A 19,795-nucleotide genomic window follows, 5' to 3' on the forward strand; every position below is an offset into this window, starting at 1 on the left:
ATGGCTCAATCGTTGCGGGTGGATGCGGACCTGCTGCGAGCCCTGACCCCGGAACTCGCCGCCATCGCCGAAACGGCACAGCAGGAACTCGCGCGCCTGAAGGAAAGACTGGCGAGCGAGGGCAAGTGCTGGGGCCAGGACGAGCCGGGCCGGGTCTTCGGTGACAGCTACGAACCCGCGGCCGAGAAGGGAATCACCGGATTCGAGAACCTGGTCCACAATCTGCGCGGAATGAGTAGCAGCGTCGCGGACGCCGGCCACAACCTGCAGGATCAGGACCAGAACTTCGGCTCGCAACTCCGCGAGCAGGACCCGTTCTCCTCCGTCCCGGTTATCAGCCCCTCCTATGACCAACCGCTGTGGCAGAGCCCGGCGACCCAGCCCGTCGTCGCGCCGGATGTCATCGGCCAGGATTCCGCCCCCCGCACCGCCGCACCCGGCCGGACTCCCGACCCCGACGCCGTCCAGACATCGAACCAGTCCGGTTCCCAGCCGGGCAGCAACCCGGTGATGCCGGAGCAGCCGTACCCCGGCGAGTACGGCCCGAACAACAGTGCCGGCCAGCAACCATTTTCCAACTCCACACCCACACCATCGTTCCCCGACCGGCCGACGCAGAGCGCTCCGAACCCCGCCCCGAGCGCCCGGACACCGACGGCACCCACCGCTTCCGCACCTCCTGCTGCCGCACGTCCTGCCGCGACGCCACCCCCGGCCAACCCACCCGCCGCGACAGCGACCCCCAAACCAGGGGCACCCGACCAGGCAGCCGTGCGCCGCCCGCCGGAGAACCGATGGTCGCGGCCACCCGCCGATTCACCTTGGCTGCGAAACACCCCCGGCACGCCGTGGTCGCGCGGCGGCTCCACACCCGGCCAGGTCCCCCCTCCGCACCGCCGGGGTCCCCAGTCCGACGCGGCGAAACCGGCGAAATCCGGCAAGGAAGGCAAACAGCGCAAGCCGAAGCCGACCTCGACGCGAGCGAAGCGCTCCCGCGTGCGGACCGACCCCGATGCCGTGGCCGCCGCCGACGCGCTCGCGGCCCGCCGTAAGCTGCGGATCGCCGGATTCGGTACCTCCGGCGTAGCGAAGCCCACGGTCGAGGAGATCGCGGCTGCCGTCGACACCATCCTCGGCAAATACCCGTTCGTCCAGCCGGCCGGAATCGAGATCACCGATCTGCCGGATAGCGCCGTGTCCCGCGTGGTCTGGGATCGCGAGATCGTTGAGGGGGAAGAGCCGGTCCCCGGCGGATGGATCCTGCTCGACCGCGTGGCAGCGGCCAGTCCCGTGCTGCTGGCCGAGAAGGTCGGCGCCGCAATTCGGTCGGGCGAGCGTGTGGCCGGGTCGGAGGATCGGCCGATGTATGCGACCGTCGTGCGCGATCTCGGCCGGATACTCGAAGCGGGCGCTGGTCCCCATGTCCGGCAGTCGGCGCACCGGTCGTTGGTCATGGAGTACCGGCGCATCAGCGGTCCGTGGGACCGCGGCGACACTTTGGCGGAGGTCGTGCGCGGGTACCGCCAGTGGCGCGCCCAATTGATCCGGGCCTGCTTCCCAGACGGCCTTTTCGATCCGCTGACGGCGGTGGTGGAAGCGTTCACCGAGGTCGAATTACGTGGCGACAAAGCGTGCGCACCGGCGAAAGTGCTGCACCGATTGCTCATCGAGCACGCACGCGGGCGATCGAGCGGCTAGTGGTACAGATCCCGGACTATTTTCCCGAGTGGCTGACCACCATGGTGCTGGGTCACTTTCCGGAGGGGGACCCGGAGGCAATGCGGCGCGACGGGGACGCCTGGTCGGACTCGGCGAACACGCTCGTGGTGGTGCTGCAGCGGACCCGGGCGGCGGCGGAGCGGTTGGACAGGGCGGTCGAAGGGGAGACCGGCGCGGCGATCCAAGAGCAGTACCGCAAGATCATCGCCCACACCCAGTCGCAGATCGAGTTCAACAACACCATGGCCAAGCAGTTGTACGACAACGCCACGGCCATCGAGTACCAGCAGTACGTCATCATCGGCATCGCGGGAGCGCTGCTGGCCCAGGTGATCATCGATATGGCGATGCCTCCGCCCGGCAGCATCGTGAAGGCGATCGCCGATCGCGCCGAGGCGAGAGCGGGGATGGAACTCGCCAAGCGCGACTTGGTGCTGGCCATGCTGGGAAAGGCCGCGCGGTTCGTCGCGGAGCATCCACGGCTGGCGCTCGCCACGAAAGGTGTGTTCTTCGGGACGGCCGTCGGTGGTGGGGTTCCCTATGTCGCGCAGCGTGTTCAGATGGCGCAAGGCCACCGGCAGGTGGTGGATTGGCAGCAGGTCAAGATCGGGGCGGCAGCAGGCGCCGTCGGTGGATTGGTCGGTGTCGAGGTCGGTCGTCGCGTCGCGCCCGCGGTGATGCGAGTGGGCGGCCGGGTGCTCGGCACCGTGGCCGCGGGCGGCGTGGGTGGTATGGCCGGTGGTCTGGCGGGCGGCCTGACCGCATTCGCTTTGACAGAGGGCGAACTGCGCGGCAAGGACCTGGCCACCATGGTGTGGACGGGGTTCGGCTCCGGCCTCGTCGGGTCGCTCGGGGCATCGGTGCGGGCGGCTCGGACCGGTGCGTACATGGGTTCGCCCGAACGGGTCGCGTCGGAGAATCCGGCGCTGCCCCCGGACGCTGCCGGGCCACTGACCAGGATCTCCGCGCCCGGAGATGGTCAGCCGCCGCAAACGCTGGCGGCGAGTCCTGAAGGTATTTCCACCACCAGCGAGGTAGGCCCGCCGCAACCGGGGCGGCCCGCGGCCGGGTTCGATGGCTCCGTGCCGCCGCCGGACGGCCTGACTCCCGAGCTGATGGCGGAGGGCGAGCAGATCTTCCGCGATATGTTCGACAACGCGACGGTGTCGGAGCGCAACGACCTCGCCCGGTTCCTGGACAGCGACGGCCCTGGGCAGCTGCCGGACGGAAGCGGCGGAACCACCTTGCCCGGGAACGCGCCGAACCACCCGTCGGGAGGGCCAGCGCATCCCTCGTCACCCTCGTCTTCTGGACGCGGCGGCCCCTTCCCCGCCTGGGGAGATACCGCAGTCGCACGTACCTCGTCCGCCGTGGTCCCACATCCCGAGGGCGGCTCGGCGACACCGATGCAGACCCGTCAGTTCCAGATCAGCGATCCTCAGGTCCGTCCGGACCAAAGGGGGATCACGGTGATCACCGAAGGAACCGTCGCCCAACCGGACACGCCCGCGTTCGGCGCCGAAGTGCTCGCCGACGGGAGCGGTACTTATGAGAGTCCGTACATGATCAAGCACGGGCCTGACGGAAGCCTGTACATGGTGTCGCCGGAGCAGACGGCCGGTGGCACTGCCCCGGACGCGACGACACCCCCGTCTACCGGCAAAACGCTGGAGGAAGGAACCACCGCCCCCGAGGAACAGCCGCTCCTCGACGTCGACGCGGAATTCGCGCGCATGGCAGCGGAATTCACGGCGACCGCGGACAAGACGGGTTCGAGCGATCCCACCGCCTCGGTGGATGCGCGGAAACAAGCCGTCGACGTCACGCCGCAGGCATCACCGACTCCCGATACGAGCAATCCCCAAGTACCGCCGAGCACACCGAAGCAAGAGGTCACACCAACGGCGGCGACCGCACGCCCCACCGCAGAGGCGGACAACCCGGTCGGTCATACGAACCCACCGCGGCCGGTTCCGGATGCCACGCCGTCGCCGCCGCGCCCCGGAACCGACACGAACAGCTCCGGCACCCCCCCTGTCTCGTCGAAATCGGATACCGCCCCCACACCATCGGCGTCGACCGCTTCCGCCCCGGGCGCAAACAACTCCGCCACGCACCCCCCATCGTCCCCGGGCCATCCGCAGCCTCCTGGCCGCGGCGGGGCCGAAACGAGCGACCCTGCGCGACAGACGAGGTCACCGCAAGCCCCTTCTACCGCTTCCGCGCAAGCTACGGCGGGCAGAACACCCTCTGGCGCAACCCCGCCGAACCCCATCCCTTACGCCGCACCGGCGGCGCTGTCGGGTTACACACCGGATAGTTCTGCCACGCACACGAGCACGTCGACTCAACCCACAGGATTCCTGACAAACAACCCCGGAGAAACCCCCCAGCCAGCCGCAACGCCACCGGATCCCATCGCCGCGACCGGCCGTCCAGACGCCGACGAACCCGATGCAGATCCAGAGGAGTTCCCCACGCCACCGGGAACCGTCGTGGACGACCCCCGCGACCACAACGTCTGGAAAGACCCGCGGGAGCACAGCGTTTGGGAAGACCCCCGGGACCACAGCGTCCAGAAAAAGCCGGCGGGAGATCACGTCACCATTCCCGGTGTCTCCTACCCGCTGGAGGACGAACCACCCGCCGACGCCATACCTGTCATCCCGCGCACACCCGCGCTGAGTCCGCTGCCTGTCGATTCCGTCGGCTTGGGCCGTGCCTTCCAGAACCCCGACAACCCCGACTCCGCGTCACCACGCCCTCCGGACATCGCCAACCCCCTGTCGGATCGCCACGTCGCCGCACCGGAAACCGGTCTGGACGCCGGGCTCGACAAACCGCCCGCGTCACTCACCATGCCATCGCGGTATGCCACCGAACCGAACCCCGGGACCCCTGGTGCTCCGCAGACACCCGCGGGGCCGCACCTGAACCCGCATTCCCTCGAATATCATCAGGACCCCAGCCGTCTACCCGCCGTAGGCGGAGTTCCGCACCTCCAACCTGCCCCCCAACCGAGTGGAAAGACGGAGCATAAGCGCCTCATCGCCCAGATGGGTGGCGGCGACAAACCCCGACGGCGCAAGAAACAACCCTCACCCGAACCGGATCCGCCGCCCACACCACCACAGCCGACGCCCGAACCTCCGGCACCCACACCGAAACCGGATCCGCGGCCGAAGCCGCGCAAGCGTGGCCAGCCCTCCACACCGCCGGTCCCTGAGCAGCTGGGGGAGCGCGAGAGCGCCGCAGCGACCGGAGCGGTCGGTGCGGAAGGTCAGCGCGCCTCCACGACCGCGCGCGACGGCTCTGACCGTAAACGTCCGCAGTCGGATGTAAGCCCCGAAAAGCCTGCCCGACAATCGGATCAGCGTTCGCTCCTGCAACGGGCACAACAAGGTGATCCGGAAGCGTTCAACGAGCTGCGCGAGCAGTACGGACTCGACACCCTCCACCACGTGCGCCGGGCATTGGGAGTATCCGAGTCGCAGTCGACCGACCAGGACGAGCAATTGGCGCAGGCCGCAGGGGCAATCAACGGCACCGTGTTCCGGTTCGCGGAACAACAGCGGTGGCCTGTCCCCGCGGGGGAGGATGTGGGCAGTTGGTTGCGCCGCGTCGCGGATGATGCTTTCATCCAATCCGGCGTCCTCGGGGGAATGCCGGACACAGCGGCGGCCGAATCGGCCGCGCCCACCGACCTGCACGAGGTCTCCACCGGAAGCCCCATTGCCATCGAGTCCGGTAACCCGGTGGACGCCACCACGGATGTGGGGCGTCCTGCCGCCCCGGTCGCCCAAGCAGTTGCCGTCGCGAACGGAACCGCGATCGGCCCGTCGTACGGCGCGCACGCGCCGGATGTCGACAATGCCACCTTGGCAACTCCCGACGATCAATTAGGCGATGCCGCAAATGATCAGCCCCCGGTCGACAACTCCCCAAAGGTCGAACAGGGCGCCGACCAAGTTGTCGATGCGATGCGTCAGGCCGCGGAAGCGGTGCTCGCGGACTACTACGCCCGATCCGGACCCGATATTCCAGAGGCCGACCGGCTGAACAACATTCCGGCCGCCACCCTCGCGGAGATGCTCCGCAGCGAGGACCCCGCCGACGCCACGGCAGCGGTGATCGAGGTGATTCGCCGCGGCGAAGACAAAATCCTGCGCTGGACCCAGGTCGCCGCCGTGACGGCGATGCGTCGAGTCCCGGTGAATATGGACGCCGGAGAGGGCAAATCCCTGGTCTTCCTCGCCCATGCCATCCGCGAGGCCATCGAACACGGTGCCGTACAGGTCATCACTACCCGTGACAACCTCGCCAACCGCGAAGTAGCCAGATACGTCACGGTCCTGGCCGAATACGGCATCGATGTCGTCCGCATGAACCCCGACCATGCCCCTCGGCCCCCCGAACCCGGCCGACCCACCATCTACATCGGCACCCAGCAGGACGTCGGCTTCGCCGCGCTACGCGACAACTGGGTTCCCGGCCGCAGTGCGGCGATCGACGAGATCGACGAAGCCCTCATACACGCCGATACCCAGTACATCCTCTCCGACGGCGCCGACCAACTCGCCGACGCCGCCACTGCCGCCCAGGTCACCGATGCCCGCGATTTCCTCACCGCGGCACTGCGCGACAATCGGCTCACCGAAGCGGATTTCGGACGAACCCCCGGCCAACGGGGCGGATCGGCGCGGCTGACCGAGGACGGCAGGCAAAAGCTGGAGCAACTGCTCGGTCGTGCGCCCACCGAGACCGAATCGACCCGTATCGCCATGGCCGCCGCAGCACGGTGGGAATACGTGGAGAATGTGCATTACGTCGTGCACAACGACAGGGTGTTCATCATCGACCAGACCACCCACAAAGTGCTCTTCGATCCGCAGACCTCCTCCGAGAGCCGCTGGAACGGCGGCCTCGCGCAAGCCATCGAGGCCGAACACGGCTTGCGAATCCGCAACGACCCCGCCAGTTCGAAATCCATCACGGCGCAGCAACTGTTCAGCCAGGAGAACTACGATCACGTGACCGGCGCTTCCGGCACCGCCGAGGGTTCCGCCACTCAGCTACAGCAGCGCTACGGCATGGGCGAGGTCGCCAAGATCGACCGTTTCCACGAATCCCGGCTCTTCGTCCACGACGACAGCATCTCCCCGGACGAGGCTTCGAAACTGCAGACCGCCGCCGCCGACATCAAGTCGATGCAGGAGACCGGCCGACCGCAACTGGTCCTGGCCGACCGCAACGATCTCGTCGATCCGCTGTCCACCCTCCTCGACGACCTCGACGTCGCACATACCGCCGTCGACGCGAAATGGTTCCTCGACCACGGCACCGATGCCGAGGCCGACCTGCAAGCGATCTTCGATCACGCGGGCGAACACGGCAAAGTGCTCGTCATCAACATGCAAGGCGCTCGCGGCGTCGACATCCCGATCTCCGACGCCATCCGCGAACTCGGCGGCCTGCACGTCATCGTCACGGGCCGCTCCGCCCGCTCCCGCGACATCGACATCCAGGCCGAGAACCGCTCGGCCCGCAACGGCGACCCGGGCAGCGCCCGCTACTACACCTCACCCGAGGACGACCTCTACGCCCTGTCCCCTCATCCGCTCGTACAGACCGTCGTCGTCCAGTACACCCAAGCCGCCGCCGAGCATCAGACCCAACCGACTTCCGAAACCGAGGCAGCGCTCAACCAGGCAGAAGACGGCCTCCGCGCCCTCGTCGACCCGCTTCAGGAATTCGCTGCCCTGCTACACCAGCACACCCATTCACCCACCGATCCCACCGCAGGCCCGACCACACGCGGACCACCCGCCACACCCACCGACCGAAGCGCCCGGCAACCACAACACCCGCCGCCTATCGGTTTCCAGCCGCCCATCTCCCCGCGGCAGGATGCTGCGGAGCCGTCGCCCCGTGCGGACGACTCCCCCGCGCCCACCTCCGTCTCCGATGCCGGGACGGCTGTCACACAGCACGCATCCGCTGACATCGAGCAGCCGCGGCAGGCTCCCGAAGAACAGCGCTTCCTCGACTGGTATCGAGGGCGGCTGGCCGATCGATCAGGGTTGCCTCGTCAAAGCCTGGCGGAGTATGTCGAAATGCACCGCCTCGAGCTCGATCAGGTGCGGCGATGGCTGACACGAGCGGGGATCGAGGCGAGTAGTCACGCGGCGGAGCCGATCGGGCAGCTTCCATGGCCGGGCGACGGCGACAAAACGGCGTGGCTGTCCGAAATGCGCCGATATCTCGGGGTTGCACCAGCGGAGATGGACGCACTGGTAGGCGCGGCGCATGGCACGTGGGAGGCAATCGAGCAGGGGACTCGGGACCTCGAACTCGAGCAGATCAGAGCCTTGCTCCGTCGGGTGCCGTACGCCCGGAGAATGTACACGGATGCGTCGTCCTATTATCCGGAGCTACTCACCGACAACGGCGCTGCCGCATATCCCGAAGGTTATTCTGATATCGGGAAATACATTCGATCCCTGCGCACCGAATCCGGGCTGGAGGAAGAGGACTTGGCTGCTGCGGTAGGCAAGTCGAGCGGCACCGTCAAGAAATGGGAAATAGGAGATATCTGGCCCCCGGCAACAGCGGTTCGAATAGTTACCGAAGCCTCGCCGTTCTCGCACAACGCCACCTATGACGAACTTGTGGAGTGCTTTACATATCTCCCCAGAGCCACCCCGGCATTGCCCGATCCACGCGCCGTCGCATCCTTCGGCGAGTATGTCCGGTACTTCCTCCGAGTCAACCAGATGAAGGACTCGGACGCTGCGCGCGTTTTCGGACTGACACGAGTACAGATCGGGCGTCTCAAAAAGGGTGCAGAGATCGACGAATTGACGATTCTGCGAATGTACCGTGATGTTCTGCGCGGGGGCGGGATCGACCGATGGAATGATCTGGGCGAGGCGTGGGGTCTCACCTACCGGATGGACCCGGCAGGTGAGACCGTCCCCGACCCGGCCTTTTTCTCGACAGTTCATGATTGGCTGACCGCAGTACGTCTTTACTACGGAATGAGCCGGTCGGATTTCGCCTCGCTAATCGGAGTAACGAAGAACACGGTCGCACTACGAGAGAGGCGAACCACACCGAGCGTGGTGGCTCTCCGGCAACTGCGGGACCTCCTCGAAAATCTGGATGAACAACTGCCGGGAGAACCTTTCACCAACGACACCCTGGTGAAGGCCTTGCAGAAATTCTACGCCCGCCAGGACGTGGGAATCGGAGACGAAGAGGATACTCGCCTGCTCTGGGATCTGATAGCAACTCGGCCAGAGTCTCCCGAGGAGCGGGAAATTCGAAGCCGGCTTCTGGAAAAATATCTCTGGATTGCGGAGGCAGCGCCTCGGTTCTGGACAGTGCCGGGAGAAGAGTACCAAGATCTCGTCCATCGAGCCATCGAGGCCATCGCGACGGCCACCAGTACCTTTGTTCCGCCTGGCGAATTTCCCCGGGCCGCCATGGCGAATGCCCGCTGGGCCATGAAGCTCAACTACTACAAGCAGATGTATCCGAACTTCGGTTCGAAGGATTTCGAGCTGATCTACACCGTGGATACGTACATCAGGAATCGAACCGATGTCCCTGGATCGGCCGAACCGGATGACGCCGAGATCGGTGCGGCTCTCGGATTGGATCTCGCCACCGTCAAGAAGGCGAAACAGTGGATCCAGCTGCGCAAACCGGTATTCCTGGAGCATTCGAATCACAGCACCGCCGAATCCGAGCCAGACGGGAGTGACAATACTTTCCCGGTCGACGTCGTGGCACCCGACGGCACCCGCTCCTCTTCGGAAGAAGAACTCTTAGACGAGGACTTCGCGGTGAAGCTGAGACAAGCCCTGCCCGATCTGTCCGAGGCAGCGCGGCGCGCCGTGCTGCTCTACCTCATACAGGACATCTCGCTGGCCGAGATGTGCACGCGACTGGATATCGGGCAAGAATCGGCTCAGGACCTGATAGCGAGGGCCACCGAAAGCATCCGGCAGGTCTACGTCGCCGAGCGGGATGGTGACCCCACTGACGCCTCGCGCCCGGACGCCGAGCAGCCGGGGCCCTCCGCCGAACCCACCGGCGATCGCGGGCCGGGACGGGACAACAGCTCTCACGATGATCCGCTAGAGGGCCGGTTCGCCCCCATCCGTGCATCTCTCTCCGATTTCCCGGACGGACACATCGATGCCGCCGAAGCGATGTTGGCCGCCCTGCTGTCGTCGACTCATGGGCGTACACAGGTGCGGCACGGTGCTTTCGGAGATCGCGGCAACCGGTGGGTAGTGGTCGAGGTGATCGAGGAATTCGACCCGTCGTTCGACGTGGCGTCCGAACCAGCGCTGCCCGTGCGCGACGCACCCGGCGCATCGACGGACGCGGGCCGGCTCACAGCGTTGCTCGACGCGAACGCCGCGGCTTGGGGCTACGAGTTGAGTCACTTCGGGCAGCACGCCCGCAGCGGACACGGAGGAAGAAGGAAGAGGTGGTTCAAGCTTTTCGAATCTCCCGGGCAGCATGACCCGTCGAATGTGCTGACCGACCCGATCGTGAAGCTGAACTTCGCGAGCGAATCGGTGCCACGCGGAGTCGGGACCTCGCGCCATGCCGTCCGCGAGGTGCTGACCGGCGCGGGGTGGGAGGACACCGACCAGATCGAAGACGTGGAGCTTTCGGTCACCGAGCTGGTCACCAATGTGCACGTGCACGAAGCAGGGGACGCCGAGGTCCGGTACTGGTTGTTCGACGATGTGTTGCGAGTAGAGGTCGCCGACCAGAGCCGAGGTCTGCCGAAGTGGCAGCCGGAGAGCAACTTCGCCGCACTGGAGGACACCTCACAAAGCAGCCCTGACGAGGCGGCGGCCGAATTCGAGGTGGACGACTTCCTGAAGGCCATCGATTTGGACGCACTGATGGCGGGTCAGCGAGAACCGGGCATGCGCGGCCGCGGCTACGGGCTGCTGGACGACATGGCCACCGCGTGGGGCGTAGACCTGGCCCGCACCGGGGGCAAGACGATCTGGTTCGAGGTGCGACGGAACATCCCACCGGGGACCGCCCAGACCGATCCCGGAGCACCGGGCGCCTCTCCGGCGGCTCCCCAGCTCCCTTCGGATACACGATCCGGCCAGGTGTCGCAGGTACCTCCACGGACAGAACCGCCACATGACATCGCGGCCACGGCTGAAGACTCCCCAGCGAATGGCGTGACCGGTCTCGGTGAGAACCAAGCGGCAGGGAATCCGGAACCCGGGCGCACTGTAGCGCCGACGGATCCCGACGCATCGGTCGAGCCGCAGGCTGCGCCGAAGCAGTATCCGGGTACCCCGGACGACGCGTTGGATGCGCCCCCGGGGCGCGTAGCGCGGGGTGACGGTGCAATGGCCGTAGCTCCCTATGCGAAGAGATTGCCAATCGAGGGACCACTGGTCTTTCACACACCGCCCGGTGATGTACCAGGCGTTGGTCGAGGCACGTCGGGTCAGGATGCGGACGGCGGCCTCGATGCCCTCGCCCGACTGCGTGCCGCCGTCGATACCGACCAACTGGAGTTGGTGATCGAGGGGGTCCAGGCGGAACGCGAAGCCGCGGCGGTGGGCGTGCCCACGGAGGTGGAGCCGGTCGAGCGGATCGAACAGATGCTTGCCGGGCTCTACGAGCTGCGCGCCGCGATGGGTCAACCGAACGTCCAGGTCTCGCCGACGCATTTCCAGACACTGGTACAGCTCTACCACGCGGTGATGGAGCGACTGGCGGCATTGACGGACGCGAACAATCTCACCACCGCGAACCACCTTTCTTCAGGCGGAGTGCAACAGGTTTTCGACCTTCGCGACCGCAGCCAGCGGGTCGCCGAAGCCGGACAGCGGTTCGCCGAAGCCGACAGCCGGGTCGATCAGCTCGCGGCGAGGTTGGACTCGACCCCGGCCAGCGCACCGACGAACGCTGGAGACCGGGGTCTGCTGGAGACTGTCGACATCGGTCTGCTGCGGACGTTGCAGGCGCACCTCCAGACGGCACGCGATGCCGCGAGGGTGGATCCGCGTACAGCGACACCGGCGCAGATAGCGAGATATCAGAAGCTCAGCGGTATGTTCCGCCTAGTCGACGAACTGCTGAGGACAGCGGACGACCCGGATGCGGAGATCGCCCAGGATCGCCTGCGGAACCTGGTCTTCCACTTCCACGCGGCGACGGAGTGGGTGGCATTCGAGAACGCGAGCGATGCCGATGCGACGAGCGTCCGGAACGCCTACGTGCGTGGACGAGAAGACCTGGTCAGGGCAGCGGTTGACCGTTTCCGCACTGCCGACGAGCGTGTTCGCTCGCTGACGCATGCCCTGTTCCCGAGCGCGCCGGACGACGCGCCCCCCCGGTCGGCTCCTGCACAGCCGAAGCCGGGGACGGCATCCGAAGTACCGGTACCCGGACCGGTCGTGGCGCCGCAGGCGGGAAGCGAAGTAGCTCTCGACACCCCGCAGCTACTCGATGCACTCCGGCAGATGTTTCCGAACGCCTCGTTCGACGACATCGTCGCGTTGCGCGAACTGTCCTTCCAGCGGAGTGGGACGAGCGCACCAGACCGTTCCCGCGAGAGTTTGGAAATCCTGCTGCGCAAAGCATGGGAGAGGCGAGCGGAGATCGGTACGCCGTTCCAGATCTACTCCATACAGATCGGCTACGGGGAAGGTGTTTCCACCTCTGATCCCGTCTCCTATCTCCGCGAGCTGGTGGAAATCCTCGAACATCGCTCTCCGGAGAACAGGATCGCCTACTCGCAAACTTCTGCCGGCGAGCTCGAGGTGCGCCTCGGCGACCTGGCTGCCGTGACCGGAGATCCTGCCGCACTTCCCTTTCTGAGATTCTCCCGCCCCAGCGAACCGCGGATGCGCGGCTTCCGCGTCTATATTCATCCGGCTCCGGACACCGCGCCCGATCTGATGCGCGAGTTCGTGCGGGAGGTCATCGACCAACCGGATCGGTTCCCCGGTGTCCGCAGCGCGAAGATCGCCGGACCGGTTGTACCCAGGAATGACGGCATCGTCACCAACGTGAACACCCTGGCGGATGCCGTACGGGTCCTCAACTGGCTGCGTGATTATCAGCAAGCCCATCCTGACTCATTCCTGTGGTCCGTACCGGCGATGACTTTTCAGGTGCTGCCCGGCGTGAGCCTCGGTGCGGAACCGGTTTATCCGCTGAGCTTCGGCGAGGTGCGCTCGCAAGCCATCTTCGTCGCGCTTCGATCGACTCTGGAAGCCGACGGCGATTTCGCCGCATTCCGGCAGCAGGCACTCACCACACTGGCCGCGGCCGACGTGGATCCCGACCATCCCTGGCTGCCTGCGGGCTCGTTCGCGTGGCGGGACCATCACGAAGTCGATCTGATCTCGGCAGCCGGTGTGACCGACCGGGGCGGGCGGGTCGGTGAGCGGCACGACGGGAACGAGGATTCCTTCGGGCTCACGACAGCCCGAGTCGGCGACGAGCAGTGGACCGCGGCGGCAGTTGCCGACGGTGTGTCCACTCAAGGGCACAGCGAAGAGGCCTCGGAGGCGGCCACCCAAGCGGCCACGGCAGTCCTGCATACGGAGGCAGCCCGTGTCGCACGCGGTGAAAGGCCGGACCCCGAGGCAACCGCGAAGAGAGCGTTCGAGGCCGCCGAGCGTGCCGTTCACGAGTTGATATCGACGAAATACGCTGATTCCGAAGTACCGCCGGCCACCACGCTGGTGCTCACCATCGCCACTTCGGCAAAGCTCATCACACTATCCCGCGGTGATTCACCCGCATTCTGGATTCCTCGCGACGGCGGCCCCGCGATCCCGTTGACCGAGGTCGACCCGGCAATGGTCGAATTGGCCGAGAGCCTCGGTATGAGTGTCGACGAGCTCAGACACTCCTGGCTGGCCTCGAGCCTGCGGGACTACCTCGGTAAGGACACCGAATCGGGCGAGCTGAATCCCCTTGTCCATGACGTCACCGAGCACGGATTCGTAGCACTGTTCTCGGACGGCGCGGTGAACATCTACTACGAAGACGAGTCGAGCGCGGACAGTCCCGAGCAGAGGATCGCCGACACGCTCCGCCAGAAGCTGGCGGAATCGTCGGGCAATCTGCTCGGTGCGGCGAGAGCGTTCGTGCAGCACGCCATCGATGCGGAAGAGCACGACAACGTCACAGCCGTGCTGATCGACAGCCCTTTCCAGAACCCTGGTACCGCGAATTCCCTACCCATTGCGACCGAAAGTGGCGAGCCACTCGCCGCACATGATCCCGAAGCGTCCGATGCCGAGCAGCGCATGGCGAAACGCGGAACCGATGTCGGCGAGCATTACGAGATCGCGGATCGTCCCGGGCCCGCGGCTGCTCAGGGCAGCGAATTATCAGCCGACCTCGCTGCTCGGGAAGGCCCACCGCAAACCGACGTGCCGCGAGAACGTCTGGCCGCGTATATCCAGCTAGGGGAACTCCAGCCCGGAACACCCGAGCATGAGCGCTCGGCCGCCGATATCGCTCGACGCGACGCACTGGCCCACGATTGGCTGACGCTCGCACTGGGCATGTTCACCTTGGAACACCAGTTGGCCGCACCGGGTCTCTCCCCAGCCACCGCGGCCGAGCTGACTCGCCGGCGCGACGAGCTGCGTACCGAAGTCGAACGCGCCGGCCGGGCGCTGGCCCCCGGACACACCGATCCGGCCGCGCTGCTGGGGACGCCGCCTGATGCGCGCCTCCAGTCGTCGATCATGCAGCCGGAGGAAGCGCGACTGGCTTTTCAGGTGGTCAACGACCGCTACGGACGCGAGGTGGTCCCCATACCCACCGGTGTGCGAACGGCTCTCATCCATTCCCGGGGAGATCTCACGCGGGCGGTAGGTGACGACAACCTGCATGAGTTCTCCTCCCTGACCGGAGCTTTCGACCTCATCGACCAGATGCCCGCCAAAGCGACAGCGATCGTGCGAACGCTGTCGAACGTCAATACCGACAACGTGGTGGTGTTCACCAAGGACAGCGGCGGCCCGGTCATCGAAATCAGCCCCCCGATAGCCCGCATGAAGCCGATCGACCGCTCCACGGGTGCCGCGCAATACGATTCGGTCGTCCGCAAAGTCTGGGTCGCGCTCTACGACGAGAACGGCGTGCTGGTTCCCCCTCCGGCGCCGAACACCGACGCCCCCTCGAGCCACCCCGCGCAACAAAAGCGTCCTGGAGGCGGCAGTCCGTCCCCCGGCCCGGTGGTGTCCTTCCAAGCCGTCGATCCCTTCGCCCCCGAGCGGCCCGCCCGCAGGCGTCACCGCACATTGACCGGCATCCTCGGACCCGACGGACTCGATTGGGGCGTAGTCAACTACAAGAATCCCGTCACCGGCCAGCTCTCGGGTATGGGCGAGCCCGAGGAACCCGCCGACAACTCGAACTCGGAGAGCGCCGCGACCACATCCGGGCTCACCGGAGCGAACCAGCAACCAGTCCCCCGCGAAGACACCACTACCGGCCCGCCCGCCCACAACACACAGTTCACGGTGCGCGCGCAAGGTCCTGACCCCCGGAGCGAGCTGGCACGCATGCGTGCGGGCTCGCATGCCTGGGATCAGCTGAGTGAGCTGCTGTTCGACTGGCCCGCCGACACGATCGACGACTTGGGGTTGGAACTCGCTGAGCGCGTGGTGACCGCCCTCGAGGACAGCGATGGCGGCAGCGTTCGGGTAGCACTGGAGGAGAGCGGCAACCCGGGCGAGCGCCTTCTCCGCGTGACAGTGGCTGATTCGACCTTCGAATTGCGGGAAGCTCACGAGCTGCCGCAGTGGCTGGCCGAGATCATCGCACCGGTACGTCACGTGCGCCTGAATGTGCCTGGGGAGCTGGCTATCGCAGTGCGGTTCCGCGACATCCCCAAGATCGCCAAAGCACTCGCGCCGCACAACCATCTCGGTGCCCCGGCTGATGTCGCACAGGACGATATCGACCGCGGGTTGCGTCATCGGGCGCGAATCAACCGCGGGCGACTGCACGCGTCGCTCCGCAATGTCCTGGCCGAACCGACCTTGTACCGCTCCGGCGACTCCGTGGTGGAACTCAATATCTACCCGTTCTGGGACCAGGACTTCCGGAGCGGGCTGAGTCAGCTGAACCTGACCGGACGCGACGATCGAACGCTGCCGCTCGATGAATTCGTCGACGCCATAATCACCGACCTCGAGCAACGCAGGCAAGCAGCCGGGGCGGATGACCAGCCACAGCAAGTCCCCCACCCCACCACGCCCTCCGCATCCGCGCAGGACAGCGCAGCTGAGCCTCGCCTCGTGCCGCCACAGGTGAACGCACCCGATGTCTTCCACGACGACCGCGCCGCGACACCGCCGCGTCTCGACGCTGCGCCCACTCCAGAGCGCGGGTCGGCACACTCCGCCTCCCAAGACTTCCATCACCACGAAGACGATCCGCTGGGTCGGCCCGATGGCCCGGGCGCACGGCATCAAGACGATGGCGAATCGGGCCGCCGAGAGAACTCGAACCTACGGCAAGTGCTCGACCAGATCTCCGAACGGTTGGTCTTCGACGGCCGCGGTGCTGCCGTGTTCGACGCCGACGGCCTGACACAGCGGGAGATCGAGGTCTATCAGCAGCAGTTCGCTTTGCTGAGCGGAGGTGCCGGCACTTTCCATGACCAGGTCATCGAGCAGATGCGCCAGGCTGCCCGGCATGCCCCCCTGGACAGGTACGTCAACAGATACGGCTTGAACACGCCCATCGATGAATTCCACCCTCCCGAGGGAATCGCGGGAGAGGTCGATCGTGACGGAGTACTGGAAGCCAACGTCTACGCAACCGAACGCACGCCGAGCGGGTCGGTGATGTTCGACCAGATGATGGACGAGATCGGCCATCACGTGCGAGGAATCCGGGGAGCCTGGGAAGTCGGTCTCGGGGAACGCGACAATCTCGACACGTTCAACGCGCTGATCCAGGATCTGTGGTCGTCCCCGGAGGACGCGGCCCGGGGTACCTTCACCGGAAAGATCGCCGTCCGTTACGGGTTCACCCATGTCTCGTTCGAAGGACTGGTCGGCTCTCTCGGTGACTATTCCCACGTCCGGGTGCTGTTCACCAAACCAGTCACGGAAGCGACCGAACCCGACCAGCCCGACGGCAGCGACATTCCCACGCCTGGTCGGCAAGTCGGAGGAGGTGCGACGCCATCTCCACGCGAGCAACCGCATTTCTACGACGACGTCGACCCGCACGCGGCCCTCGATACCCCCGCCCGAAACCAGCGCATCGGACGCCGAGCCGGACCCGACCCCCGCGTCTTCCATCACGACGAGAACGATCGGCTGGGCCGACCCTACGGGCAAGCCGTACCACCTACCCCGCCCGATGCGGGCGAACCGTCACCCACCGCTTCCGGCCATGGGACCGAAGGCTCCGCACACGCGGGAAGCGACGATCCGCCTGTGCGACGACCATTGTGGCCGGACAAGGCCGGCGAGAAAGCTGAGCCTACGCCGGGTGCTGCGCCTCGCACGGCTACACCGGGCAGCGAGCAGGCCGCGCCGGAGAACTCGGACCACGCTGCCCCGTCGGCCACGCAGTCAGCGGAAGCAACGCTGACGTCATCGCCCAATCAGCGGCACACGCCCGACCACGCAGTCACCCCTGCGGCACAGGGCCGGACGTCGCCTGCCGCTGCCGGCCAGGTTCCGGATTTCCGCAGGCCGAGCGATGAGGCGGTGGAGCTGTTCCATCGGATACTCGACGCGGAGCAGGCCGATGACCCGCATGCGCCCGAACTCCGGGCAGAGGCTGAACGGCGCATCCCGGATGACGGGGAGCGTGCTTACCTCGAACGTTACGTCGGCAATGAACGCAGGGCCGCGGCGTTGGCGGCGGAGCTGGGAATGACACCGGAGCAGCTGCGTGTGTCGATGACCGAGGAGCTGAGGCAGGCATTCAGCGGGGAGATCGTTATTCGCACCAGGGCCATCACTCTGGTGCGCATTCTCGAGAGCGGCAGATTCAAAACCATTTTCGAGACCGCGGCTAAAAGCCTTCTGGGGCGAGCGCAGTTGGCGCGTAGGGCGGAGATCGAACAGAAGCTGTTCGGATACGCACACGACCTGGCGGCGACACTACGGCCGGTATATGCCCGTGTTCGTACGACCCAGGGATCGTGGGCTCACGAAGGCGATATCGCCAAAGACCACGGCGACGTGGACGTCATACTCAAATCGACTGTGTTACAGCGTACAACGGCGAGCGTCGGTGACCCATGGGGCGTGAAGGCGATCCCGAGCAGCATCACCGACCCGCAGCCCGAGTCTTTCGCGGCCACCCCGAGCAACCATCGCGAACTCGCCTACTTCGGGCTCGAAGGCATCGGCCGCGATTATGGCGGGGAGAGGTTTCTCCGTAACAGCTATATCGAGGCCCAAATTCACGGTGGTGTCCCGGTCGCCGATATCGCACACGTCGTCTTCCATCGAGATCCGCCGGACAGGGCATTACAGGCAGCGCTTGCTGCCCACGGCATCCCATGGTCGATGGCCTCCGATTACTCGAGCAACCCGCGACAGCCGAACAACGGTCGACCGTCGGACAGCCCTGATCGCCCTCGGGGTGCCGCCGAAGCTGGTTCAGCTACTACATCGACGCCCGTCCACGGGGCCGTACCGGATTACGATTCGACCGACGGCAACGCCACCACACCCCAACCGACATCCCGCTCGAGCACACCATGGGGCAGTCATCCCACCGCGGCGACGACGCGCGGCTCGGACCAGGTACAAACCCAGCAGACGAGCACCAACGACGGCGGCGCAGCGACCACCGCACTCGATCCCAGCGCCCAGGCCGCTGCAGCTCCGGCAACGAACCCTTGGAATCGAGCCGCGCAAACGAACACCGCAGACGGGGCGCCGAGTCCGCGAGACCACGAACCGGAGCCGGCAAGCAACGCATCGGGGACCGCCGGCACTCCCGATCGACAGGACAATGGCACTCGGTCGCAGAGCACCGGCGCCACACACACGCCGACATCCACCACGAACCCGTGGGCTCCCGGTACCGCCGCTGCTAGCGATCACCGACCTGCGCCTAGCGACTCACCCGACACCGATGCGGTGCCGGAGATCGCGCGGACCGAGCCCGCCGAGCCGACGCCGCAGCACAGCCCGACCGCGCGCACCACCCCATGGAACCGCCGCACACGCACCGCGCGCGAGACCGCTGCGATCTCGGCGCAGACATCGACCGGCACGCCTACAGGGAAAGCCGAGTCCGAAGGTGAAGGCGCCGTCGTCGATCCGGACGGCACACAGGACAGCAGTGGAGCGCGTGGTTCCGAGAGCGGCGACAGGGCCGATGGCGGCGGTGATCCGCAACGAACTCGCCGACTGGGCGATGCGACCTCGGAACCGGAGGCCGGCACGGCCGATGCCGCCGCAAACACAACCGGCCGAGAAACTGGGGTCCGCACGAAATACGATGCCGTGTCACTGCCGTCGGACAAGTACATGTACACGCCGGAAGTCGCCGCATCGCTGGACTACACAAATGTGTATACCGCTGTCGGGGGCGGGATTCACGACGAAGACGCGCCCTATACCACCGGCCCGGAAGGTGATGTATTCTTCCTGACCGCCAATGGCGACCGCTCGATGCCGACCCCGGCTGGAACGCATGCCTTGCTATACAGTTCATTTCCCGAGCCCGACATACATGTATATTCATTCGGGCACTGGTTCATCGACGGCGGTCGGCAGGTATACATTATCTTCGGCAGTAATATGCTCCCGAAGGCATCGGCCGACTTGAAGTACGTCGCCCAAGGCCTGTTCGAAATGGCCGAGCGCGGTGTACCGGTGGAATTCGACGACACCATCCTCGGTGACCTGTGGCGAAAGCAGATTCCGGTCGGCGTGCCGACCGCCGGTCAACTGATCGACCAGCGCGGCGAAAGCCCCCACCCAGCAGTTCCCGATGCTCGCGCTATGTTCCCGGGGGCCACCGCTCAGTTTTGGATGTACGTCACGGCCGTTGTCCCGGCGGATGATTC

Annotated in this window: 2 protein-coding genes (1 of these 2 running past the window's edge); both read left to right on the plus strand. The window is 66.1% G+C overall.

The features are described from left to right. On the plus strand, positions 1-1,698 hold the full coding sequence (locus GVY39_RS08965) for a WXG100 family type VII secretion target (protein WP_159922283.1): 1,698 nt from the start codon (positions 1-3) through the stop codon (positions 1,696-1,698). Then, positions 1,698-19,795, plus strand: partial view of an alpha/beta fold hydrolase gene (locus GVY39_RS08970; RefSeq protein ID WP_159922281.1) — the beginning only. The gene runs 25,153 nt beyond the window's last position; 18,098 of the gene's 43,251 nt are visible here — the first part of the coding sequence; it begins with the start codon at positions 1,698-1,700; its stop codon lies beyond the right edge, outside the window. Before GVY39_RS08965 ends, GVY39_RS08970 begins: the two co-directional genes overlap by 1 nt.

The sequence above is a fragment of the Nocardia sp. CY15 genome (genome assembly GCF_009829295.1).
In the GTDB taxonomy this organism is placed as follows: Bacteria; Actinomycetota; Actinomycetes; order Mycobacteriales; family Mycobacteriaceae; genus Nocardia; species Nocardia sputi.

What these genes read in the sequence shown, in the direction of transcription:
- GVY39_RS08965 (WP_159922283.1), top strand. Translation starts at nt 1, where the DNA reads ATGGCTCAATCGTTGCGGGTGGATGCGGACCTGCTGCGAGCCCTGACC.